At 52.0% G+C, this 23,733-nt stretch carries 18 protein-coding genes; 12 read left to right on the top strand and 6 right to left on the bottom strand.

Annotation, left to right across the window (positions count from 1 at the left end; all coding sequences use genetic code 11):
• The first annotated feature begins 333 nt into the window (after window positions 1-333).
• Window positions 334-504: a hypothetical protein gene (locus SH528x_RS00980; RefSeq protein WP_442508672.1), complete on the top strand. Its 171-nt coding sequence runs from the start codon at window positions 334-336 to the stop codon at window positions 502-504.
• Between the two features lie 488 nt (window positions 505-992).
• Complete coding sequence (locus SH528x_RS00975) at window positions 993-1,496, top strand: fasciclin domain-containing protein (protein ID WP_442508671.1); 504 nt, start codon at window positions 993-995, stop codon at window positions 1,494-1,496.
• Window positions 1,497-2,181: 685 nt separating this feature from the next.
• Here the strand turns inward: SH528x_RS00975 and SH528x_RS00970 are convergent.
• Window positions 2,182-2,496: a hypothetical protein gene (locus SH528x_RS00970; RefSeq protein ID WP_442508670.1), complete on the bottom strand. Its 315-nt coding sequence runs from the start codon at window positions 2,494-2,496 to the stop codon at window positions 2,182-2,184.
• 435 nt (window positions 2,497-2,931) lie between these two features.
• On the bottom strand, window positions 2,932-3,408 hold the full coding sequence (locus tag SH528x_RS00965; protein WP_442508669.1) for a carboxypeptidase-like regulatory domain-containing protein: 477 nt from the start codon (window positions 3,406-3,408) through the stop codon (window positions 2,932-2,934).
• Window positions 3,409-3,807: 399 nt separating this feature from the next.
• Here SH528x_RS00965 and SH528x_RS00960 point away from each other — a divergent pair, with 399 nt between their 5' ends.
• The gene (locus SH528x_RS00960) at window positions 3,808-4,026 is read left to right on the top strand and encodes a hypothetical protein (protein WP_442508668.1); all 219 of its coding nucleotides are present in this window, start codon (window positions 3,808-3,810) and stop codon (window positions 4,024-4,026) included.
• Between the two features lie 1,163 nt (window positions 4,027-5,189).
• Here the strand turns inward: SH528x_RS00960 and SH528x_RS00955 are convergent.
• From SH528x_RS00955 to SH528x_RS00940, 4 genes are all read right to left on the bottom strand, one after another.
• Window positions 5,190-5,345: a hypothetical protein gene (locus SH528x_RS00955; protein WP_442508667.1), complete on the bottom strand. Its 156-nt coding sequence runs from the start codon at window positions 5,343-5,345 to the stop codon at window positions 5,190-5,192.
• A gap of 89 nt (window positions 5,346-5,434) precedes the next feature.
• A complete protein-coding gene (locus SH528x_RS00950; protein WP_442508666.1) occupies window positions 5,435-6,652 on the bottom strand; it encodes a DUF1559 family PulG-like putative transporter in 1,218 nt (405 codons plus the stop codon).
• A gap of 1,550 nt (window positions 6,653-8,202) precedes the next feature.
• On the bottom strand, window positions 8,203-10,479 hold the full coding sequence (locus SH528x_RS00945) for a hypothetical protein (RefSeq protein ID WP_442508665.1): 2,277 nt from the start codon (window positions 10,477-10,479) through the stop codon (window positions 8,203-8,205).
• A gap of 214 nt (window positions 10,480-10,693) precedes the next feature.
• A complete protein-coding gene (locus tag SH528x_RS00940) occupies window positions 10,694-11,788 on the bottom strand; it encodes a sugar phosphate isomerase/epimerase family protein (RefSeq protein WP_442508664.1) in 1,095 nt (364 codons plus the stop codon).
• A gap of 262 nt (window positions 11,789-12,050) precedes the next feature.
• On the opposite strand from SH528x_RS00940, the gene SH528x_RS00935 reads away from it, so the two are divergent.
• The 9 genes from SH528x_RS00935 (at window position 12,051) to SH528x_RS00895 (ending at window position 23,733) form a co-directional block, all read left to right on the top strand.
• Window positions 12,051-12,557, top strand: coding sequence for a hypothetical protein (locus tag SH528x_RS00935; protein WP_442508663.1), 507 nt, complete (start codon window positions 12,051-12,053; stop codon window positions 12,555-12,557).
• Window positions 12,558-12,794: 237 nt separating this feature from the next.
• The gene (locus SH528x_RS00930; RefSeq protein ID WP_442508662.1) at window positions 12,795-14,441 is read left to right on the top strand and encodes a hypothetical protein; all 1,647 of its coding nucleotides are present in this window, start codon (window positions 12,795-12,797) and stop codon (window positions 14,439-14,441) included.
• A 20-nt stretch (window positions 14,442-14,461) separates the two neighbouring features.
• Window positions 14,462-15,265 carry a hypothetical protein gene (locus tag SH528x_RS00925; RefSeq protein ID WP_442508661.1) on the top strand — a complete coding sequence of 268 codons (804 nt, stop codon included), beginning with the start codon at window positions 14,462-14,464 and terminating at the stop codon, window positions 15,263-15,265.
• A 67-nt stretch (window positions 15,266-15,332) separates the two neighbouring features.
• Window positions 15,333-16,865, top strand: coding sequence for a sulfatase (locus SH528x_RS00920; protein ID WP_442508660.1), 1,533 nt, complete (start codon window positions 15,333-15,335; stop codon window positions 16,863-16,865).
• 65 nt (window positions 16,866-16,930) lie between these two features.
• The gene (locus SH528x_RS00915; RefSeq protein WP_442508659.1) at window positions 16,931-19,123 is read left to right on the top strand and encodes a sulfatase-like hydrolase/transferase; all 2,193 of its coding nucleotides are present in this window, start codon (window positions 16,931-16,933) and stop codon (window positions 19,121-19,123) included.
• A gap of 7 nt (window positions 19,124-19,130) precedes the next feature.
• Window positions 19,131-19,904: an enoyl-CoA hydratase/isomerase family protein gene (locus tag SH528x_RS00910; protein WP_442508658.1), complete on the top strand. Its 774-nt coding sequence runs from the start codon at window positions 19,131-19,133 to the stop codon at window positions 19,902-19,904.
• A gap of 1 nt (window position 19,905) precedes the next feature.
• Complete coding sequence (locus tag SH528x_RS00905) at window positions 19,906-21,111, top strand: CaiB/BaiF CoA transferase family protein (protein ID WP_442508657.1); 1,206 nt, start codon at window positions 19,906-19,908, stop codon at window positions 21,109-21,111.
• Window positions 21,101-22,483, top strand: coding sequence for a sulfatase family protein (locus tag SH528x_RS00900; protein ID WP_442508656.1), 1,383 nt, complete (start codon window positions 21,101-21,103; stop codon window positions 22,481-22,483). Before SH528x_RS00905 ends, SH528x_RS00900 begins: the two co-directional genes overlap by 11 nt.
• A 2-nt stretch (window positions 22,484-22,485) precedes the next feature.
• On the top strand, window positions 22,486-23,733 hold the full coding sequence (locus tag SH528x_RS00895) for an Nramp family divalent metal transporter (RefSeq protein WP_442508655.1): 1,248 nt from the start codon (window positions 22,486-22,488) through the stop codon (window positions 23,731-23,733).

The following is a 23,733-nucleotide window of genomic DNA, read 5'->3' as shown; positions in this document are numbered from 1 at the left end:
GGGCAATAAGACTCGGCCAATTTCGAGCTCGAACAAGCCAACATCAGCATTCACGTTGGGAGTGCGGGACCCGTTCCAACCTGGTACGGATGTGTTCTTAGGGTAGAGAACGTCAAGCTTGCTCGAATATAAAAAACGCCGCTGGCAATCATGCCAACGGCGTTTGCAAAATGACAAAGGTTGCACGATGTCTACTGTGAAGTTCCCTCCAGTGGGACCTCTTCAGGGGCAGGGTTTTTATCTACCCACTGAGCCTCCTTGGTGCTGACCCTCTGTGCCAACATGAGTGAGACAACTTTGAAGTTTTCAAAGTAGAGGGCACGGAGAGTTTACATGACCGAAAACGCCGACACAAAAGTTAAGAAAAATCCTGAGGTGGCTGAGAAAGCGACCCGTCGTCGCTTTACAGAGGAGTACAAACGTCGGATCGCGTTCGAGGCTCAGCAGTGCTCCGAGCCTGGTGAGATTGGACACGATCACCAGCCTAGAACCCGATCGAGCTAATGTAGAGCGTCTTCCATATCTGAATCGAGTCCACTGGGTGCGTGACGTGATGATGGCGAGTTGATGCTTCTTCGCGACGCAGGTAACAAGGCGGTCGCATCCGCCTTATTCACCTTAGCCAATATGCCAGACGCTCAAAATAAATTTATGTCCAGATCGAAACAATGAGTTGCCCTGACAAGCGACCTAATTGAGCCAGCGGTAATCCTTGTCGCCTGACCAGTAGAAAACGACATTTCTTCTAAAAAGCCATTGACGCACCTCTAACATCTTTCCGTGCAAAGGACGTACTCTGCTAGCCGGCAGCAGACTTCGCTATTTGCGGGTTCGCGAATCAGAGATCCGTGTGCCTCTGTTTATTTCTGAATCCAATTCGATTCGTGCTGCGACAGTGTTGTCGCGCTGCCCCCGCTGCCTTTGGCTCGGGTACATTTGTTGGCACTTTCGTGTTGGGTCGAAAACAAAATTAAGTTTGAGAGAATCGTAAGATGAGAAATTTCGTTGCAATGTTTGCCGTCGTAGCTGTGATGACCGTCCCTTGTTTCAGTTTCGCTAAAGAAGCTGATTCTCCAGCTGGCAAGTCGATCGTTGATATCGCTGCCGGAAACCAAGACTTCAGCACCCTTGTCGCTGCCGTGAAAGCGGCGGGGCTAGTGGAAACACTTAGCGGCAAAGGACCCTTCACCGTATTCGCACCGACAAACGAAGCGTTCAACAAACTGCCTAAGGGAACGGTCGAGTCACTGCTGAAGCCTGAGAACAAAGACAAGTTGATATCAATTCTGAAGTACCACGTCGTGTCGGGCAATGTGATGGCTGCGGACGTCGTCAAGCTGGACGAGGCCAAAACTGTGCAAGGCCAGTCGGTCAAAATCAGCACTGGTAGCGACGGAGTGATGGTTAATAAGTCGAAGGTCGTCAAAACCGACATCAAAGCATCCAATGGAGTGATCCACGTAATCGATTCGGTCTTGTTGCCCTCGGACAAGTAATAAGTTGAAAACATTACAACTGATTAAACTGCTATGCCTCGGTCATCCTCTCTTTCTGGATCACCGAGGCTTTTTTAAGGTGAGTCACAAGTTTGAAGAAGGCAGACTCCTACCCTCGCATTTTTTATATCTAAACTCGTCAAGGATTTCGGAAATGAACCTTGATGGCGAATCAGCTGACAATGAACCGGTACCTGTCGCCGAGTGAAGCCGCAGAGCCGGTCACCGGACATACGTACAGGCCCAAATATCTCTCGTTCCAGCTCTAAGCAGTTCACCTATTAATCAACAGGTGTCAAGCAAACGCTCTGGAGAAACGCCCGCTTGATGAAACCGCACCAACCGGTGTCGGCCACCAAAGCGTGATGGCGGAGTTCGATACTCGCGTCCGTACATGCTAACGTTACTTGGTGCGACACTGCTTTCGTACATTCGGCTGGTCCGACCAAGAGTTTTTCTGATATGTCCGCATTTAAATCGCTCGAAGCAAGCCACATCGGTTAAGTAGGCCACCAAATTGGAGCCACCACAATCGAATTTTCTTGTTCAATGCTCGCTGTGGTCGGCAGAATGCACTTTTTCACTGGAATCAACTTGCAATAGCCGCAGTTTTTTCATCAGCACTTTGATCGTTCGACAATTATTAGACTACCTACCTTGAGGCTGCGGATTATTGCGATCAGACCTAAGGAGTCTCAGAGAGCAGATGCGATTCAATAGATTCGCCAGTGCCGACGGTAACCCCTTTGCAATCGTTCAGTGAGATGTCGACATCTTTGGCGAGGCGGCCCGAATCATCCCAGGAGTCGCCCAACAGAAGTGACAACCAAACCATTGATTCGCTAGACACGACTCCGCGAAGCCAAATCTTCTCAGCGTGTGTCTCAGCTTTCTCGTTGATCGTTTTCACTACATCGCGAGTGGGAAGGCCGTAGAGGGTATCGATTGACAGTTTAAACTTACCTGTGGGCAATTGGATGCCTGCTCGGCTGTGATACACTCTTCACAACGTCAAGATTTGATAGCCAAGTCGTTCTTGATTTGATGAACGCTCAATCTTAACTTCATCGTTCTTCTCATCGGGAGCGAGGTCTTGAAATCGCTCTGCTTGTTGACCGATCTGGCTACTTTACTCAGACACCTTCATAAGCGGCCGTACGATTCCGTCAGACAGGACAAGCCCCTTTACGAAGGGTGGTTGCTCGTCAGCCGAAGCTCGCCGCCACTGCCACGTCAAGTGACCGCCGTCCGGTTGTTCTAGACGTCTTGTGATCGCGATTTCCACCACCACAGCCACGACTTCAATACCATCGGAGACCGTAGGAAACGTTTTCCAATTGTCGGAAACCTCTCGTAACTTCTTTGGTTCTGGAACGATTCGAGTCCACCAGCCATGCTGCCCTTTGATCTCCCACCCGCCAAATGTGAAATCGCTCTAAAGCGATGCTTGCAGCACCAACTCGCCAAGTTGGTCGGACGTGGTTGCGACGACAATCAAATTAAGTGGGCTGCCCACTTCCACTGTCACGCGATTACGAACGTACCAACCTTTTCCGCTCACAGTCATCCAGTAGTGTCCATAGGGAAGATCTCGTGCGAGACCGATCCCGTCGCCGTTGCTAGTACCGGATGCTTCGGCGGCCTGAACATCGCCTATAGAAGTTAGCCGCACTTCGAAGTCGCTCAATAGTTCTGCCCGTTCGTCGATGATTTGCACCTCGACCGCAGAAAACTCCGAAGGCTGCGATAGAAGCCTGTCAATCTTTGTCTCCAACCGCGAAATCGTTTGCTTGTGGGCAGCAAGTTCGGCGGTGACTCGGACATTGTTTTCATTGGCGGTTTGACGATCCAATTGATCATCATCAAACCGAGTCGGAGGCTCTTGACCATGAATGATTAGAGGCGCAGTCATTGCCAGAACGCTGGCGACAAGGATCGATAACGCTGTATTGTGTTTCAGGACAATGTCGAAAGTACGCGGCAAACGGTGTAAGTGATAGCGGGCGAGCAATATCCATGCCGGATAGCTAGGCGTGATCACAATGAACGACCTACATGCCTGAATTCGACAACCGATACAAAGTTGGTCAATACTTCAGCGGCAAAGATGCGCTGCGTTCATCGGTCGAAAACCAAAGTCCTTTCGCGTGACCGCGAACTGCAAATGAGGGGGTGTCCTTTGTGCGTGAGCAGAAAATCTCATTCTGCGGTGGTCCGTTGGGCGGACGCAAATTCGACATCACTGAAACTTGCGTCGGTTTCATCGAACGGAGCAGATTTTCGCTCAGCATGGGTAACGCCTCTTGTTGCGTTGAAGCTCCCTGAAGCTCACTCGATCGCGTTTGGGCATCGCGGGAAGATCTGTCACAAAAAGGAGAGCTCCCTGCATTGCGGCGACGGTGCGGCCGACGAGACAGTCGAACCACTGGAACAGATTAGCCAAAACGTGAAAATCGCAGAGGTCGTGCAGACCGATACGAGTTCGGGGATCAACGTTGATGCTGAGATTTGTCCAACCGACTGCAGTTGAGAGTGGTTGAGCTAGGATTCTTTAGGGAAGTTTCTTCGCTCTTATCCCCCGCCAGTTGTCGTTATGCAATTATCCCAACTTGCTAAGTCCACTAGGCGTGGCTCTCCGAAGTACGCTGCACACAGATCAGAGTTTTGCTTCAGCTGTTAACATTGCATTCGTGGTTCGAGTCCGCCTCAGGGAACTTTTTCGTGACTATCCGAGCCAAACCCTCAGTGACAAGTTGTCTTTTGGCAGAAAGTTTTGTCATAGACTCGTTGAGCCCCTCTTCATTTGGGTTCAGGGCAGAAGGTTATCTCTCCGAAATTGTCGAAGCGAACCGGACTTTAAGACCAGATCCGGAGTTCCTGCCCCCACTCAGTCATTTTCAGCCGACAGTAAATCTTAGTGGATTGATCTGAAGAGTGTTTAGTTGCACGAATCCTGGGACTTCAAAAATAGATCGCACATCGGGTCGCAGGTTCCTCTGCATCTGTCCCGCGGCGAGTCAACGCTCGTGAAAGAATGGCAGCGATATCGCTACGTCTTGCATCGGTCATGACTGGATACCTCTTTGAAAGAAGGAATGAATTCAACCAACCGGCTCGTCAACCAGCAGCCTATTTCCAAGGAATGTTTAATCGTGCAAAATCTGGGAACCTGCATCTTCACAAATCGATATTTGGATTGAGTAGGGGACAACTGCCAAACTGAACTTGGGCTGACTGCTCCAATAAAAATTTTAAAAACGCGACCAGACTGGCCGTTTGAAGACACAAACTAAATTGAAGCCGCATTTCGTGTTTGCACCTTGGCGACAGGGAAAAAGGGTAGCACAACTCAATGAGGCTTTAGCTTGTTCCGCCAATGCGTTGTCTTCCAGTCGATCCGCGAAGTGCATCCCCGTGTACCAATGCAGCGTTACATGGAACCGCTACTTAAGCAGATTTTGTACGATGGTTTCAGTCTCTTTATTGCAATCACCCATCGTGCAAAACTCGAAGATATGCCCGCACGGAACAAAACGTTCGAAGCCCGCTTAAACGGATGCATTAAAGTGGTCCTCAAGCTGTAGCACCACTCACAAAAAAAGCCCATGGTTGAAAGGGTGAATTCTTTCATCCATGGGCAAACAGAACATTTTCTTTGAGACGAGCTGCATTTGCAGATCGCTCAGAACTGGATCAATCCACTGGCGTTTCCGGAGGAGCAGGGTTTTCCGCTGCGTATTTCGCTAGCTCATCTTGCTCGGCCATCGGAGCTGTCGCGTTGCTTCCGCCGCAGCCAATGAGCAGCGTTAAGGCGACTAACGGTAGTGCAAAACTTAACAGTCGATTCATTTCATATCCTTGTTTGGTTGTACGAATAAACACGGTGCAGAAAGACCTTCCGCACCGTGTTTGATTGGAGATAGTTTACGAAACCCTGATTACTCCAGAGTCGCCTCAGTTTCTTTCGATGCGCGTGTTCCCAAGGCTCCCCATAGACCAAAGGGGCTCTTGTTGCCTGGCAACAGGTAAGGTGCAGCGGTCGAGACTTGCGCGCTTGCTTGATTTCCCGCTTCGATTGAGTCGGTTACAAACTTGACGGCGCCGTCACCCATCAACACATGGCATCCGCCTTGATGACGACTGCTAGGAGGTAGGATTCCATAGTTGAAATTGTTGCTTTCCATGCAAACAAGACTGTTCGGTGGACTGATCGTCGTAACGTTGCCCCAAATCCCACGCGACATCGCCCATTTGTAACCACGGCGTTGCTCGGGTTCGGTACCACCGCCTGCTAGAGGCACAAACGTTGCGGTTGCTGCCCAGAATAGAGGTCGAGCGGGGTCAACGTGCACGTCACATGTTTGAACCCCACCTGCGACGCGAACATTTCCCGTGGTTGATAAAGCACCCCGAGTTCGTACGTCGCTGTCACCTAAATCGCTTGCAATTTCTGCCGCACAAATCGTATTGGACAATCCATCGAGTACGTCTCGAAACGACGTTGGAACACGTGGAATGAAGAAACCACGGCAAGATGCAGATCGCTCGATCGCTGACGTCGTAGTTTCGTTGCCAGCGTCGTCGATGCCGCCGTTAATTTGATTCGTCGAATCTCCAATGGCACATGAGTAGTTCGTTCGTCCTTGCGCAGGCAATCCTGTGCCGGGATCGCTGGGGCAACGGAAACTTGCAATCTCGGTGAGCCAAGGCTCGTAGCGAGTTGTGGCATGGTGAGCGATCGAACGCCGCGGGTTTGGCCCCATCGAAGGAAATTTCGCTCCCGAAGTAGGGTCTTGGTAAGGGTTGCTGATTTGCTCCCAAAGAGCCTGCTGTTCTATGAACGGGGTCAGGCCGACAAGCCAACTCGCCTCTAAACGGCTGCTGGAACCCGGTGCATTGGCAACGGTATTGCCTTCCGGCGTTCCTCCCTTGTTCGGTGTCCCGGTACCGTGTTTGGGGATCATGTTGTAGGCAGAATGATAGTTGTGGATTCCAAGCCCAATTTGCTTGAAATTGTTGCTGCAACTCATTCGCCGAGCTGCTTCGCGAGCAGCCTGAACAGCCGGCAAAAGCAAACCGACTAACACTCCAATGATTGCGATAACCACCAGCAATTCCACTAATGTGAAACCTGGTTTCTGAATTCGAGATCTCATGAGAAAAAGTCCTATTTTAAAAACAAGAATTGGGAGACGGATTTACATTCAATGAATTATGGACGGGGCAAAACTCCCGATAACCAGAAGTTTTCGCGAGTATTGAGTACTCGATCATTTAAAACGAAACTGGCTAGCAGACCGTTACACATGTTGATTGGCTTAGAACCAACCCATCGTGAGACAAGAATCTTACGGCAGAAGAGGGATAATGCTTAGACGCGATATGCATCTCATAGTTGCCAAATAAGTCACCGCATAATTCAACAAAAAATCGTGTTTGTGAATTAGTGTGGCATTTAGTATTTTATAAAGGTTTAACAGTAGAAAACCATTCGAAGAGAAAAGTTTCGAAGAATTTTTGTGTAGTGAAGAAAATGAAGGCAATGGGTTTATGAAATTTGCCCACGAACATTATTGCATTGGAGCGGCCTTAAGGGGAAAGTATATGGTGACGAGCCGCTTTCCACAGTCAAGCATGAAAAATTTGTTTTAATGCTGACGGATTGCGAAATGCCGATAACGATGATTTCTCCTCGCCACGCCCAATCCGGATAGGGATAAGTCCGGAAAACTTGCACGCAGAGTTCCAATTTTTGCTTTAACTGCCAATGCATTGAAAGGCGATCACCAGAGTTGTTTCGAAACAGGCATCGATGACTTTATCACCGAGCCAGACGCCCCCCAATCCTGAGGGATACTCTTGGGAAAATCGTTTGATCGGTAGCCTGCAGTCGCGAATTCGTGACCTATGGTTTCACTTCGTCTAAGCAAGTGTCCACTGCGTCAGCAGACAGGCCAAAACGCGACCAGAATGGGCAATTAAAGCCATATTTGAGTCCAATGTTGATGACATGGCAAAATTTTTTTGAGAATGCTGTTTACGGTAAAATGGCAAAAGTAAGGAAATTGTATTGCCGCTTTGGAGCCGAAATATGTTCTAGTTCCTGGCAGGCGAATTCTATATTGGTGACACTCCGCAGCCAAACGTTCTGAAGACGGTGGATTGCAAATTTTCCATGGGAAGATTAGATGCCTTTGCCCAGCCTCTATTCTAGACAACAGAAATGCATCGGTTACATCGGCCGTACCGAGTTCGGTTAATACTAAACTCGCTTCGATGTCCAAACCGAATCAAATTGGACGCTAGTTTTTAACTGCCACCGGTTTCAACGACCGGGGGAAGCTCTAGATAACCCGGAGTCGGCTACTGGGCGATAGCGGAAGGCCAAATTTTTTCGCGGCCCATCTACTCAAAACAGGCCCCCCGTCCAGTACGAGTTCGGGGATCAACGTTGATGCTGAGGTTTGTCCAACCGACTGCAGTTGAGAGTGACCGAGCCGAGTTGTTTTGGGGCGACCAAATCGCCCGTAACCTGGGCATGCAAATCGGCCATTGGATCCGCGGCGGCCGCAGTGTTCGCGCAACTGCTATCGCGCTCAGGACACGCCCACATGAGTCACCAAGCCAGACACGCGTGCAGTCATTTTGACGGCGGGCTTGGAAGCCTTCGGAGTTTGACTGGCCTTCTATGGACCGTGAGTACACTCTATTTCTTCTTTTCATTGTTCTTCTCTCGAGTCGTCGATTTCTTCCGATAGCTTTTTTCAGCGATGTCCTTCGTCTCCCGTTTAACGCCGAAATGCGCGGCTTGGATTTGCGTTCCATTGTTGAGAGTGCTGTTCCAGTCCAGGAAATGTGTTCGCGACATTAATTGCGGCTGGTAGTGCTTATCAAGAACTGCCGCGTATGCCTCCCAATGGCGTTGCGCATCCTGGATGTGGACGATCGCTTCGTCATGAAGACTCTTGTACTCGTCCGCGAAGCCGGACTCGCGATATACCCAGTACTTCGCGGCACAGCGTTGTTTGTCGGCGTAGTAACTGCCAAGCAAAGCCATGCTCTCCAGGTCCCACAACAGATCTCGCAGTTCGACGTTGTCGCCAGGCTCTGCTTGCAACTTCGGAAGCGCGGCGTGTACTGCATCGGCATAAGAGTCCAATTTGTCGGCCACCTGAAGTGGAGTCAGCAGGTCACTGCCGAACTGATCGAGCTTGCCGGCCAGATAAGCGCTACCCCAATCGGGCACGGAGACACACTGCACCTCGTCTCCGGGCGGACTCTTTCTCAATTGCATTGGCTTACGACGATAAACTGGCGGCCCCTCGCCGTAGTAGTACAGCGGAATCGTCAAGAATCCGGTGGCCGATGCTAACCCCGTCATGCAGCCTTCCGGCGCGAATGAAGCATCGGTGCCCTCGTAGACAGCTCGATTGATCTGCGGAACCACTTCGGAAACCGTCTGCCAGGTATCGTGAAGCAGCTTTGCAGAGCGATCATTCAAGCCGAAACGATGCTTCAAGGTTGCCGCCCAATACTCGTCGCCAAGTTCGTTGTTGTAAGCGAGTTCGCCCCATAATCGAAAGTTGTACCAATGCTTGTCGATCTCCAGCTGATTCTGCAAATTCGGAATCGTGGAATAGAACACGCGTCCCCAAACGTAGCCATCCGATCCCATCATGAAACCGGGAGATTCATCAAGCGGCATCTCACGAATGAATTGGCGAACGTAGTCGGGGCTGCCCCAACGGTGCATGAAAATGTCGTCGTTGCGGATGTTCATCCAGACTTTGTATCCACGTTCCAGCCAGCCGCCTTTGTTCGCGCGAGACTCCCACTCCAGGGGTCTTCTTGAGGAATAGAGGCGACCCACACAGTACTTAATTTCAACATCAACCGACCCGTCATACTTTGAGGCGAACTGTTCCTGGACATCGTCGCATTTGGTGCTGTGATTACGGAAGATGAATCGCACCTCCCGATTCTTGTCCCAACGTGGATCAGCCTTCGCGTCCATCACGCCAAGTCCATACGTCTTGAAGATGTACGCCTCGGTGGAATCATCGCCCTTTAGAAATTTGTTGTCATTCTCTCCCGCGGCAACACCAATGGCCGTAATCGACGGATAGTTCAGCACCAGTTCTTTCACGGCTGCGCGGAGATAGGCGATCGTGTCCGGATCAGTTTGATCGGTGGTGATTCCGTGCTTTCCAGTGGCACCGTAGGTGAATACGTTCCAGTGAAACAGGGTGATCTGAATGCCACGATCGCCGGCATGCTTGAAAACCTTTTTCCAGTGCGCGATCTTCTCGTCGATCGTCATTCGCTTCACCAACTCGAGCGTATCGTCTTTGGTGTCGACGACTCCGTCCTGGTTTGAATCCAGGTAACCTTCTTCCCATTCGTCGTCATTGGGGTCGAAAATTCTGGCGATGAACTTGCCTTTGGAATCATGCTTCAAAACGCCATCGCGCACTTTATAGACATCATGCTCAATGGCTTGTTCATAGCCAGGCGTTTTGACCATGTGCGGATAAGGGTGGCAGGTCCACAGGCTCAAAACGTTGTAGCGGTAGCGAGCCAGATCATCGAGATACGGCTTCCAGAACCCTTCAAAGTCCCACATGTGTTCGATATTCTCATTTGCAGCGTCCCCTGAGTCGTCGTAGGAAGGGCTCCGCGCATCCAGCGGGATATTGAATTTGATCCCGCGCTTCGCCACGAATGGCTTGCGAATCACGTTCGCGATAGGAAGACCCAATTTCAAGTACTCGGCCACTTCAATACCGCCGTACATTGCGCCGGTCGCATCCGAACCGATCACCTCGACACGGTTCGGTGCAGCCACTCGAATTTCAAATGCTTCCGCCAACTTATTGTCGGACTTGACGGTCAAGGTCACCGTCAAATCTGTCCGCTGCATCTCTGCCACCGCGCGATCAATTTCCTGTGCCGCGAACTTCAATCGCGGAATCGAATTCGACATCGGCCAAAACAGACCTCGGTGCGAGCAGAATGGATACCGCGACCAATGCGATGGACAGTCGAGACATCCGTGGCTGCCATAAAGTTGTTTGCGTTTGCATTTGGATTTCTGTCAGGGATAAGTGACTTGGACGTGGATGATAACTTCAACTTGACCTCCAACTTCCTCCTCTCCGCCGCGATCGGCGGGGAAAAAAGATGGCGTTCTTACGCGATCAGGTTTTCAACCCTGCTCTGCAGTGTTCACGCAGATAAGCGATGCTTCTTAGGAACTCGTTACGCTCATGTTCTTGATCGAAGGTCTTCTCGTCCTGGCCTTTGGCGGGCTTATCAATCCTGGCTGGCTTGCCTTTGCGAACCAACTTCAGGAAGTCGATGATTTGGGATGCGTCAAGGTTTGGATAGGCTTTCCAATACTCCCTGGTCAGGTAGGGAATCGGCCGCGCCGAATTCGAGATGGACTCGACGAAAATCGGCATACCGGGATTCGCACTGGCGAGCGTGTCGACATAATTCGGCACGTCCATCATGCCTTCACCGACCGCCATCCATTGAAACGTGGCTCCATCTTCACTGGGCCACACGGTGTAGTCGCGAATGCTGTTGCACACCGTGTAAGGGGCGAGTGTTTCCAGGTGCTTCATCGGGTCTTCCATCGCCCACAACCCGTTGCCGGGATCAAGCATCACGCCACAAACGTCGGTTCCAACTTCTTCGACCAACGTGACAAGCTCTTCGCTGCGAAGATCGGCTGCGTGGTTTTCAAAGCCGAATTTGATGCAAGCGTCTCTCGCTCTTGAACTGGATGCCTTCAGCACACGAACCGCTTCGTCAATTCGTGGCTGGATTCCACCGTCCAGAAAGCGGTCGTCGATGCTTCCGATTCTCACGTTGACGACGGGCGAGCCGAGTGTTTTGGCGACACGAATTCCCGTGGTCAGTAGCTCTTCGGCGGTGCCCCATGTGTCTTTGAATTGCTTGCCGTTGTTCGCAATCGCTCCTGCGCCGGTGTAGAGCTTCATTTCATGACGGTCGGCCAGGTCCTTGAGGCCCTTCAGATAGCTCGCTTCAAGGCTCTCGAAATAGTGCAGGCCGTTGAAGAGTGCCGCATCGAGTGTTTGGTCAGCGGCGAATTCGATCAACTGAGTTGCCTTCCACTTTTTCCACCGCATGGATCGCATCGAATGCCCGTCAAGTCCGAGTGGAATTCGTTTTCCTGCAGTTTCGTTCAAACCAAAAGCCGAAGACGGCGAAACAGTGGAAACAGCACCAATGGCTGCTGCTGCTGCGATGAATTGACGACGCTGCATCGGGATTTGTTCCGTGTTGGAATGGGGAGTGAATACTTGAGTTCTATCTCACTCTCTCCCGGTCAATCGAAAATTGGACATGGAGAATCGTCTTTTCTCCAAAATCAGCCGAACCAACCGAGTTTCAAATATTTTGCAATTTTCCTGTCCAACTGGAGTCGCTGCGGGAGAGAGTTTCTGGACTCCGAATTACCTGGATTGCGATTGTCGCATTCCTTTGTACGGAACATTCAAATTCCCCCCACGTTGCAGAGAGATTCTCATGAAGTTGAAAATGATCGCCACCCTTGCTCTTGTTGCCTTGATCGCAGTTCCCGCTGTTGCCCAAGAACGACAGAAAAGTAAAAAGAAGAGCGACGGTGTCAGCTCGATGGTCATCGACATTCTAAAAATGCTCGAACCAGTCGGTTTGACCGCTGACCAAGAAGCCAAGATTACTGAATTGGCGAAGTCAGCCGACGTCCAGGCGAAGTCGATTCGCGAATCCGCTGGGATTACTCCTGCCGTGATCAAAGCACGAATGGAAGCTCTGAAAGCGGCTCGCGAAACTGGTAAGACCGGAAAAGAATTAATGGCTGCCATTGATGACGCATCCGGTTTGAGTACCGATCAAATTGCCGCGTTCGTCAAACTTCGGAAGGCGCAAGCAGAGCTTGAAAAGAAAGCGATCTCGATGTTGACCGAAGAACAAAAAGCTAAATTGCCAAAAAAACCGACTCGTGGCAATTCTGAGGACAAAGGCAAAGCCAAGAAGAAAGACGCTGCCTAATGCATCGTCCTTTCGCAGCGCTCGAGATCCGGCGTCCGGAAACACGATCAGCCGCAGTGATGCCTTCGATTCATTGGACTGGAAACCTGGCTTTCTTTCTAAATTCGGCAGAACCAACCGAATTTCAAATGTTTTGCAGTTTTCCTGTCCAATTGGAGCCGCTGCGGGAGAGAGCTTTCACCGGCGTGGACGAAGATCCGCAAACGCAAGAATTATGCCTAGGAAAACTGAATGAAGATGAATCGCTTTCTGACCCTCTTGTTGCTGCCCACATGGGTGATTCTCTTCCAACGCAACCTGACTGCTGAGGTGTTGTTCGACGGAAATATTCCGCAAATGACGTTCGCCGCAGCGGAACTCAGTGATGCAATGACAGAGGCAGGACGAGAGGACCTAGAAGTCACGATTGCGATCGATTCAGACACGGCCAAACCGGAAGCGTTTGAAATTCGCGTTATCGGCCCCAACGATATTCACATTACGGGAACAGACGCAAACGGCGCGATGTACGGCGGCATTGAAGTCGCAGAGCACTTGAAGCTTGGTTTGCCGATCCAACCCGTCTCGCGTTCACCCTTTGTCAAGAAACGCGGGATCAAGAGCAATCTACCGCTCGACGTCCGAGCCCCTTCCTATTGCGACAAAGGCACCGCAGCGCAGCTGAACATCGACACCAGCATCTGGGATTACGAAGGGTTCTGGCTACCGTATTTGGATACGCTTGCTCGCTACCGCTACAACACGCTCAGCCTTTGGACCACGCACCCTTACACGCATATGGTGAAAGCACCGGGGTACGAAGATGCCTCGCTCGACGATGTTTACCGGCTCAAGGACGAATACTTGAAGCCCGGTATCTCGAACAAGTTCGAGGACATGGACACGAACCATGACGGTGCGCTAACCGCCGAGGATGGCACCATCGAACTGGTCAAGAAGATGAACATCGACGAAAAGATCGAGCATTGGAAGAAGGTGTTTCAGCATGCGGAAGATCGTGGCATCGAGATCTACATTTTCAGTTGGACAGTCTTTGTCGGTGAAGCGAAAAACCACTACGGAATCACCGAGGATCAGACGAATCCCACGACCATTGATTATGTGCGTAAATGCGTCGAAGAGGCTTTGTTGACGTACCCGCAAATCAAGGGCATTGGCGTCACGTCGGGGGAGAATGATCGTCGCGAGTTGGATGGTTCGCCTGATTCGACCGAGTGGTTCATTCGGAAGACATACGCCCAGGCCGTCGAGAACGTGAAGGCAGACCCGCGTTGGGTCGATCGTGACATCCGCTTCATCTTTCGACGCCACGGCAGTGAATACGAATGGGTCCGCGAAGTCATGGACGGTTACCAAGGCGGCATCGTTGATACGAGTGTCAAATACGCCGTGGCACACATGTATTCGTCTCGGAGGCCGCAGGAATGGGAGAGTCGCATGGTGCGTGAGGGTTGGCTGGACAATTTCAAGGTCTGGTTGAATCTGCGGAACGACGACATCTTCATGCACCGTTTCGGCAGCCCGGACTTTCTGCGTGAGCTGATTCGCAACATGCCCCACGAACATATCCGCGGGTTCTACGCCGGGTCGGATGGCTATTACTGGGGCAAAGAGTTCATTTCCAAAGTGCCTGAGCTTTCCGGTCAGTTGGAGATACAGAAGCATTGGTACAATTTCCGAATGCTCGGCGAGATGAGTTACAACCTTGAGCTCGACGATGACTATTGGAAGGCCGTTCTGGAGCACAATGCGTCGAGCAAGCACGCGACCACTGGCAGGCTTACGCCGATGTCCTGGACTCTCACTACAGGACCTCCCTCCATGCGAAAACGACTTGGTTCGACTGGTATCAGCGGCTGGAAGACGTCGAGGCTGAGGTCGTAGCCATTAAAGGCGAAGGTGCCTTGCCGCAGATCCAATTCAACGGGCTCTCGGGCGGTTCAAGCTTTCAGGCCGGGCAGTCTCTTGATGTTGCGGTCGAGGTGACTGCCCAGAGCGGTCTCGATGACTTCCGCTTGCTACTTAACGGAGTTCAAGTCGGCAAACCATCTTCAAAGCCTTCCTACACATGGAAGGCATCTGAGTATCCAGAACTGGCAGACTTGAAGGAAGACTGGTACAGCCTCAAAGTGATCGCCGTCGACGAGAAAGGGTTTGTCGTCGACAAAGAAATCTATGTGAGAGTTGGAAATCAACCGGGAGAAAAGGAAGACTGGATCCTGGAGCCCTACGCCGTACTCATGACCGATGGACAGGAGCTGCTCTCAGGTCATGGTGAAACGGATGAGGAAATGGAAGACGATGAATATGAACGGAAGATCGATGGCATTGACGTGAAGTTTCAATTCGACAACGAAGGCAAATTGACGGTCCGGGACATGTTCTACGGAGTAGCGATCATCCGCACCTATTCCAAAGCGGGGAAAGTCGGCAACGGTCCGCGCCGGGCTGAGTTGAAGGCTGGCATTCTCTCGACCTACACGTTGGTCGATCCCGCCAGCATGTTGTGGTCCTCTCAAAACTATGACCGAGCCAAGCGAATACTTCGCGGCAAGTCACCCAAAGATCAAGGCTTCACAGGTCCCTTTGAATTCGTGATCACCCGAGGGAAAAGCCTCGCAATCTACGGAATGAAGAACGGCAAGCGTCAAGTCGTTTGGTCCCAAGAGGCCGATTACGAAGGTTGGACCGGTCGGTTTGAAAAGTAATCGAGGCCCAATTTCGCCCTAAATGGCCAGTCATTGGCCCGAAGACAAACAAACCTCCAATCGAAATATGAACGTGAACAAACTCTTACTCCTCATCGTCGCCATCGCCTTTTCTAGCCAACTTGCGTTGGCCCAAGACAAACCCAACATCGTCATGTTGTTCATCGACGATTGGGCGTGGAACGGGTCTCCGGTTCCCATGGATGACGACATGCAGAACTCTCACATGCCGGTGCTGCAAATGCCGAACGTTGAGCGATTGGCTCGCGAAGGTATGAAATTCCGAAACGCCTACGCATCACCGCAGTGTTCGCCGTCTCGAGTCTGTTTGCAGACCGGGCAGTCGTCGCCGCGGAGCGGATTCACGGTGTTTATGAACGACGGAAGACAAGAGTACTACGACCAAAAGGGATATCCGAACTTCCCGGTAGTCCCGTGTGTCTCGGACATGAAGATTGACGAAGACGCGGTCACCATTCCTGAAGCGTTAAAGCCACTTGGCTACGTGAGTGCTCATATCGGCAAGTGGCACATGCGTGGTGATCCCGGGGATGAAGGTTATGTGCTGCACGATGGTGATACGGATAACAAACCGGGAAACACCTTGCCTCCAGGGCCGCAACAACTGCCCAACGATTTGACCGATCCAAAGCTGATGTTCAGCGTGACGAAGAAGGCAATCGGTTTCATGGAGGAACAGGTGCGAGCAAAGCAGCCGTTCTATCTGCAGATTTCACATTACGCCATGCACGAGGGCCGTGAGTGTTTGCCAGCGACACGAGAGAAGTACGTCGCACATCCTGCAGTGCAGGCATACTACGGAAAGATCGGTAAGACCGCGGAGACTGTTAAACGCAAAGACGATCCTGCTATCTGGCTCGGCATGGGAGAAGACCTGGACGGACGCATCGGCGCAGTGCTTGATCGCATCACGGAACTCGGGATCGAAGACAACACGTACGTCATCATGGTGTCCGACAACGGATATCGACACAGCTTTCTTCCGGGGCTGACGCAACCGCACCATGCTCACAAGTGGTGGGTTTGGCAGGGCGGCATTCGCGTACCCATGATCGTGAAAGGTCCCGGCATCGAAGCGGGAACCAGCTTCGCGGGCAACGTCGTCAACTACGACTTTCTGCCAACCTTTGTTGATTGGGCGGGCGGCAACGCGCATGAACTCAAGAACATCGACGGCGTCAGTCTTGCCGGCTACATGGCAGGCAAAACTCCAGACGACGAATTCCTGAACCGCAACATCTTCTTCCACTATCCGCACTACCGCGAAACGATGCCGCACTCAGCAGTCGTCTCGGGCAATCGCAAGCTGCTGCATTTCTACGAACGTCCGGACGTTTCAATGCTGTTTGACTTGTCGAAAGACATGGGCGAAGCAAACAACATTGCTGCACAGCAACCGGCTGAGCACAAGAAACTGCACGACGAAATGATGGCGTACTTCAAAGCAGTCGGCGCGAGAATTCCCAAGCCAAATCCCGACTACGACGCAGCCGTCTACAAAGACGACAAAGGTTATGCGAAGCGATTGTTGTGGGGACCGTTTGAGGGCAAGCGACCGTTAGAGGAAGACGAGAAGTAGTCGACAGTGTACGCACCGCAACACACCAGCAAACCCAGATCACGCAAAACACACACGAGCAATCAATGATCCGAAAACACTCACTTCACCTATCGCTCAAAGTAGCAGCCTTGGCGCTGACGCTTGCTCTCGCACCTCTGCCCGCTTTGTTGGCCGCGCAGCCCAATGTCTTGTTCATCGCCGTCGATGATATGAATGATTGGGGAATTGGTGGCCACCGCCAGGCCATCACGCCCAATATCGATGCCCTGGCGGCCCGCGGAATCAAGTTCACCAACGCCCATTCCGCTGGTGTCATGTGTGGTCCATCACGCACCGCTATTTTCACCGGTCAATACCCTTCAACCACTGGGTTCTACGACGATCAAGTTTACTGGCAAGCGGACGAGAGTCTGATCGGCCTGCACACTGCCTTCCACGACGCTGGCTATAAGACCCTCGGAACCGGCAAGCTCTTTCATCACGCGATCGGGTGGATCGACCAACGAGGGTGGGATCAGTATTGGCTGCGCACTGACGGAACAACCAATGCCCAGCGAAAGAATGGTTGGGACCTCGGTAGCTGGAAATATGGCGCTCCAAACCCAGGTGGTCCAGAGGGAGATTTTGTGAGCATCTACAACACCACTTACCCAAAAATTCAAGCGGGAGTCATGGAGTGGGCGGCTCTCGACAATGCTGTCGAGAAAGACATGGCCGACACTCAACGCGCCGATTGGGTCATTTCACAGCTCAATGCCGACCACGGGGAGACACCCTTCTTCCTCGGACTGGGACTCTTTACGCCTCATTCTCCGCAATACGCTCCACAAAAATACTACGACGCGTATCTCAATGGGCCGCTAAAAGGGAACATCGACAACCTCGAACTGCCGAGCTACTGGAAAGACGGCAGCACGAATCCTCTGCCCGATCTTGACGATGTCGCGGACCGAGAACGAAAGAAGGAGACCAATGTCTACAAGCGGTGGATGGCCAATCTGCAAGCGATCAGTCCGAATGATCGAACGTTGAAAGAGTGCGTCCTTGGATATCTGGCAGCCATCACCTACGCCGATGCGCAGATAGGCCGCGTTCTGACGGCGCTGAACAACAGTCCCTACGCCGACAACACGATTGTCGTCCTTTGGAGTGACCATGGTTACCACCTTGGTGAAAAGGGGCATTGGGCGAAACACGTCATGTGGGAACGAGGATCACAGGTCCCATTCGTCTGGGCAGGCCCTGGCATTGCCAAAGGCGCAACCACCGACACAACGGCAAGCCTGATTGACATGTATCCGACCTTTGTTGATTTGTGTGATCTGACCAAGGATGGCGCCAACGCCGATTTGCAACCGCTCGATGGTAAATCACTCGCTTCCACACTGAAAACTCCTGACCAGGCGGAAGACCGCGAAGTGATCATTTCGTATCTGCAAGCTTATGAATATGCAATCACCAATCGCGATTGGCGGTACATCCGTTACGGCGATGGCCAGGAAGAACTCTATGACCACAACAACGATCCGAACGAGTGGGATAATCTTGCGAATGCCCCGGCGTACGAATCCATTCGTGCAAACATGCGGAGCAAAGCGCCATCGAAAATCGCCGATTTTGCTCTGCTGCACTTCCAGCATGCCAGGCGCGACAAAGGCGACGGAACGTGGTACTTCGACGACGACCAAGTGAAGGTTGACTTAACGCTCTCCAGCAATTCTCCCGATGCGGTGACTGGCGACTTTGACGTCACCGTCCAATTTACGACGGGAGTCACCGGCTTTGACGTTGGCGACTTGGAAGCCACCAACGGATCCATCCTGAATTTCAAGCAGGTATCGCCGGACAAGTACACATTCACTGTTCATCCCGAGCCAACTGCCATCGGCGAACTCGTCGTCATTGAGGTGCCAAAGAAATCTGCGACTGGCATTCCCAACCCGCGAGCAACGAACTCTTACGATGTCTTTGTCGCTCGTCGGTATCACCCGGGCGCGAAGAGCTGGATTCCACCAACCGCCAGCGCTGCCGTCACCAGTGTCTCTGGCTTGACTGTGCGATTCAACTCGAACGGTTCATCGGACGACGGCACCGTTGATGCTTGCGTCTGGCAATTTGGTGACGGCGGTGTTTCGACCGACCGGAGCCCCAGCCACACGTATGCTCAGGCTGGCACGTATGTTGTCACACTGGGCGTCACCGACAACGACGGCGTCGGCAGTGACCTAGTGCCGGTGACAGTGGTCGTCAGCGATGACTCCAAAAACCTCAAGTGAAACTTGGATGAGTGACTCAACAAATATCAGCTTGGAATTCGAGGGAGACGTTGCAACGATCTTTCTCCAACCTCCAGATGGCAAACCACCCACATTAGATCTTCAAGCATTGGAAGACCTGGAGAAGTGCGTTGGAGAAATCCAAAGCAAACAACCTCGAGTCGTTCTCGTGAGGAGCACGTCAGACCGCTTCTTTTGCGTCGGTGCGAACCTAAACGCATTGAAAGACATCGACGAGAACTCAATTTCCCCTTGGGTTTTGAAGGGCCACAAAGTCTTCAGCAAAATCGAAGACTTGGCGATGCCGGTCATTGCCGTCGTGGAAGGCTACGCCATGGGAGGTGGGCTGGAGCTCGCGATGGCTTGTGATCTGATCTTCGCCTCTCACGGCGCCAAGTTTGCTCAGTCAGAAGCGTCGCTTGGATTCATTCCTGGCTGGGGTGGAACCCATCGATTGACGAAACGTATTGGCGTGTCCAAAGCCAAGTTCTATTTCTACAGCGGCAAGTTGCTGGACGCTCAGGAAGCCTGCGAGATTGGATTGGTTGACTTGGTTTCCAATCCCGGCGAAATGCAAACTGAGGTGCAGAGTTACTGCCAGCCTGTACTCAACGCAAACAGAAACGCGATCTCGCAATTCAAAGCCATCCTCAACGACCAACAACGAGCATTGCGGGACGAGAACGCGGCGATCGAGGCCTCTCGCTCAGTGACCTGCTTGCAAGACCCCGACACAAAACAACGTCTACACAACTTCCTAACCAAGAAGGGAAAGAAGTGAAATGAGCACACCGCAAGCACTCGAAGGAATCCGCATTCTGGATTTCAGTCACGTTTACCAAGGCCCCGTGGGAACTCAGATTCTTGCTGACTATGGTGCCGACGTCATCAAAGTGGAGCGTCCCGGCAGCGGTGACTGGAGTCGGTCCTGGGGGCCATTTTCCAAAGACGTCTCCATGCCTTTTGCCAACCTCAACCGCAACAAACGCTCGATCGCGGTCGATATGAAGCAAGTTGAGGGCAAGGCAATGATTCTTAAGTTGGTAGAGAAGACCGACATCCTCGTCCATAACTTCCGCCAAGGAGTGATGGAAAAACTCGGCTTCGGATACGAGGATCTCAAAGCGGTCAACCCTTCTCTTATTTTTGCTACTTCAAGCGGCTGGGGCGATACCGGACCGTACGCGGAACGCGGACGTGGCGGACATGACATGATGGCCCGTGCAGAAGCCGGTTGGTTTACTTTTTACGATGAAGAGCAACCTCCGATACCTGGCGGGATCAGTATCGATTACGCCGCTGGACTCAACCTGATGGTCGGGATCCTCACCGCCTTGGCTCACCGCCTTCGCACCGGCGAGGGGCAATACGTTTCGACCGACTTATTGAGCGTTGCCTTTCATGCTCATGCCTGGGACGCCGCCGCCCAATTGAACCGCGAAAAGATTGACCGACCTGCAGCGGTTGGAGGAACGGAAGCGGCAATCAACAAGGCATTCAAGACCCAAGATGGGTTCATCGAGATATCACCGGTCTTCTCCAACAATGCGTTGCGGGACATTTCAACGGCGATGGACTTGGGAGATCTGTCCCTGAAAGAAGAATTCCGAACCGAAGATCTTCAGATCGCCAATCGAATCGAACTGAACAAAATTCTGGCTTCAGAATTTTTGCGGAAGACCACGTCCGAGTGGATGGAGTCTCTGGAGAGCCAAGGAGTCTTGTGTGCTCGCATCAACAGTTTCCAAGACGCTGCTGCCGACCCTCAAATCGCTTGCAACAACATGATTGTCAGCATGACAGACCCCGAAGTTGGTGAACTGAAGCTGCTGGGGACTCCAGTGCGACTGAAAGGAACACCACCGCAATTGAAATCGTTCCCTCCCAAACTCGGACAGCACAACCGAGCGGTCGCTTTGGAGCTGGGCTACACCGACGACGAAATAATTGACTTCTTTCAAAAGGGCGTGTTGGCGAATGAACAGTAAAACTTTTTTCCTATTCGGACTGTTCGCCTTGATGGCACTGCCTTCGGCGTGGAGCTCCGAGAGACCGAACATCGTATTCATTCTCACTGATGATCAAGGGGTGAACGACGTAGGTTGCTATGGCAGTGAAATCCGCACGCCGAATATCGATTCACTTGCCCATGAAGGGGCAAGGTTTGACAACTTTTATGTCGCATCGTCGATCTGCACACCTTCTCGCTTCGCGTTTTTGACAGGCCAATACCCAAGTCGATCGCAAGATGAGCTCCTGGGGGCGCTCATGTACTTGGAAGACAAGAAGAGAGGCGTGCGTGAGAGCGAAACCACCATCGCCAGTGTACTACAGCAGGCCATATACTCCACTGCGCTGATCGGCAAGTGGCATTTGGGCCACGGAGCCAAAGAATTCTTGCCGACGCGTCATGGCTTTGACTTCTTCCGAGGTCACACCGGTGGATGCATAGATTTCTACACCATGTGTTACGGCAATGACAAGGATTGGTACGAAAACGAAACGATCGTTGACAAGACAGGCTATGCCACCGACCTGATCACCGACGAAGCCGTGGCGTATCTGAAAGCGGACGAGCGAAAAGAGAAACCGTTTTTCTTGATGCTCTCTTACAATGCTCCGCACTACGGTAAAGGCTGGGACGACGGAAACCAAGCAGCCATCAATATCATGCAGCCACCGCCAAAAGATTTGGCGAGAGTCAGTTACATCGAGGATCCCACTCGACGTAAGTTCGCAGCGAAGGTGGTGAACCTTGATGATGGCATTGGGCGTGTTCTGGAAGCAATCGACACGTCGAACCTGAGAGAGAACACACTGGTCATTTTTGTGACGGATCATGGTGGCGATCCGAAATATGGCGGGAGCAACAAGCCACTCAGGGGTCAGAAGGCGGGCTTGTTTGAGGGTGGCATCCGTGTTCCTTGCCTGATGCGTTGGCCTGCAAGAATTGATCCGGCCAAGAAGATCACTTCCATGGTCAGTGCCCTGGATTTCTTCCCCACTTTCTGTGCGATGGCAAACGTGGAGTCTTCATCAACCAGGTCAGACGGCATGAATGTCCTGGAGGTAATCTCTGGAGATCAAGAGATCGAAGATCGCGAGCTGTTCTTTGAACTCGGACGGCATATCACATTCGAGGGGCGGAGTTGGTTTGCGCTCCGGAGAGGCCCGTGGAAATACGTGCAGACTGACTCAGTCGATGAGCATCTTTTTGACATCAGCAAAGATCCCTACGAGACAAACGACCTGAAAGAACTGCACCCTGAGACTTTCAAACAGATGAAGGCCAGGACTCTCGAAATTGCGGAGTCCTGTCGAAGCGGAAGCAGCGATTTAAGTCGTGAGACAGGAAATTAGCGATGCGCGAAAAATTCACCAGCGTCATTGCGAGATTCCTTCCCGGCATCTTTCTGCTTGGTTTTAGTATCGGTACCGGAAGCGTGACCTCCATGGCGAAAGCTGGAGCCACGTACGGCATGTCGTTGTTATGGACGATCGTTGCCTCTTGCTTTGCAACCTATTTCATGATCTGCGTGTACGGAAAGTTCACGCTTGTCACGGGAGAAACCGCGTTGCAGGCGTTTCGCAAACACATCCATCCTGGGGTGGGTATCTTTTTTATCGTCGCGCTGACAGCCGGTGTGTGCGGCAGCGTGATGGGGGTGATGGGCATCATCGCGGAGATGTGTTCGGAATGGTCCAAGACGATGCTGCCTGACGGCATCGCCCCGATCTACTTTGCAGCCTTCTTCACCGCCTTGGTCTATTTTATTTTCTGGGACGGCAGGACGAAGATTTTCGAGCGAGCCCTCGCAGTGACCGTCGCGATCATGGCCGGCTGTTTTTTGCTCAATTTTTTCATCATGATGCCGCCCCCGATCGATATTTTAAAGGGCTTGGTTCCGAACCTGCCTGATGTTCATGGCGATCAAGACAAAGGGCCGTTTTTGGTCATTGCATCGATGGTGGGGACGACCGTTTTCTCTGGCTTGTTCATTATCCGAACGACACTGGTCAAAGAAGCGGGTTGGACGATCAAAGACTTTAAGAAGCAGCGTGACGATGCCATCTTGAGCGCAACCCTGATGTTTCTGATCAGTGGTGCGATCATGGCCTCCGCCGCTGGCACCTTATTCGCCGAAGGCATCGGCCTCTCCAAGGCATCACAGATGGTGACTCTTTTGGAGCCGCTGGCTGGGAAGCTGGCGACTTCGATCTTTGTGATTGGAATTGTCTGCGCGGGTGTTTCTTCACAGTTCCCCAACGTGCTAATGCTGCCGTGGTTGTTGTGCGATTACAACCAGTCCGAACGCGATATGACGTTACCGAAATACCGCATCATGGTCTTGGCGATCTCGCTGCTGGGTCTGATCGTCCCTGTTTTCCAAGCCCAACCTGTTTTCGTAATGATCGTTTCCCAAGCATTCAATTCGGTCATTTTGCCAATGACGGTGGGGTGCATTCTGTATCTCGGCAACCGCAAAGATTTAATGGGAGAACATTCGCACTCACCGACGACCAATGTCCTGCTCACCGCCATTTTGACCTTTTCCATCGTGACCTCTGCGATGGGCATCCAGGGCGTTTGGCAACTGATCACGAGTTGA

Origin of the sequence: Novipirellula methanifontis, assembly GCF_052161655.1 — a bacterium.
In the GTDB taxonomy this organism is placed as follows: Bacteria; Planctomycetota; Planctomycetia; order Pirellulales; family Pirellulaceae; genus Novipirellula.
This window is presented reverse-complemented; position numbering and strand designations above follow the sequence as displayed.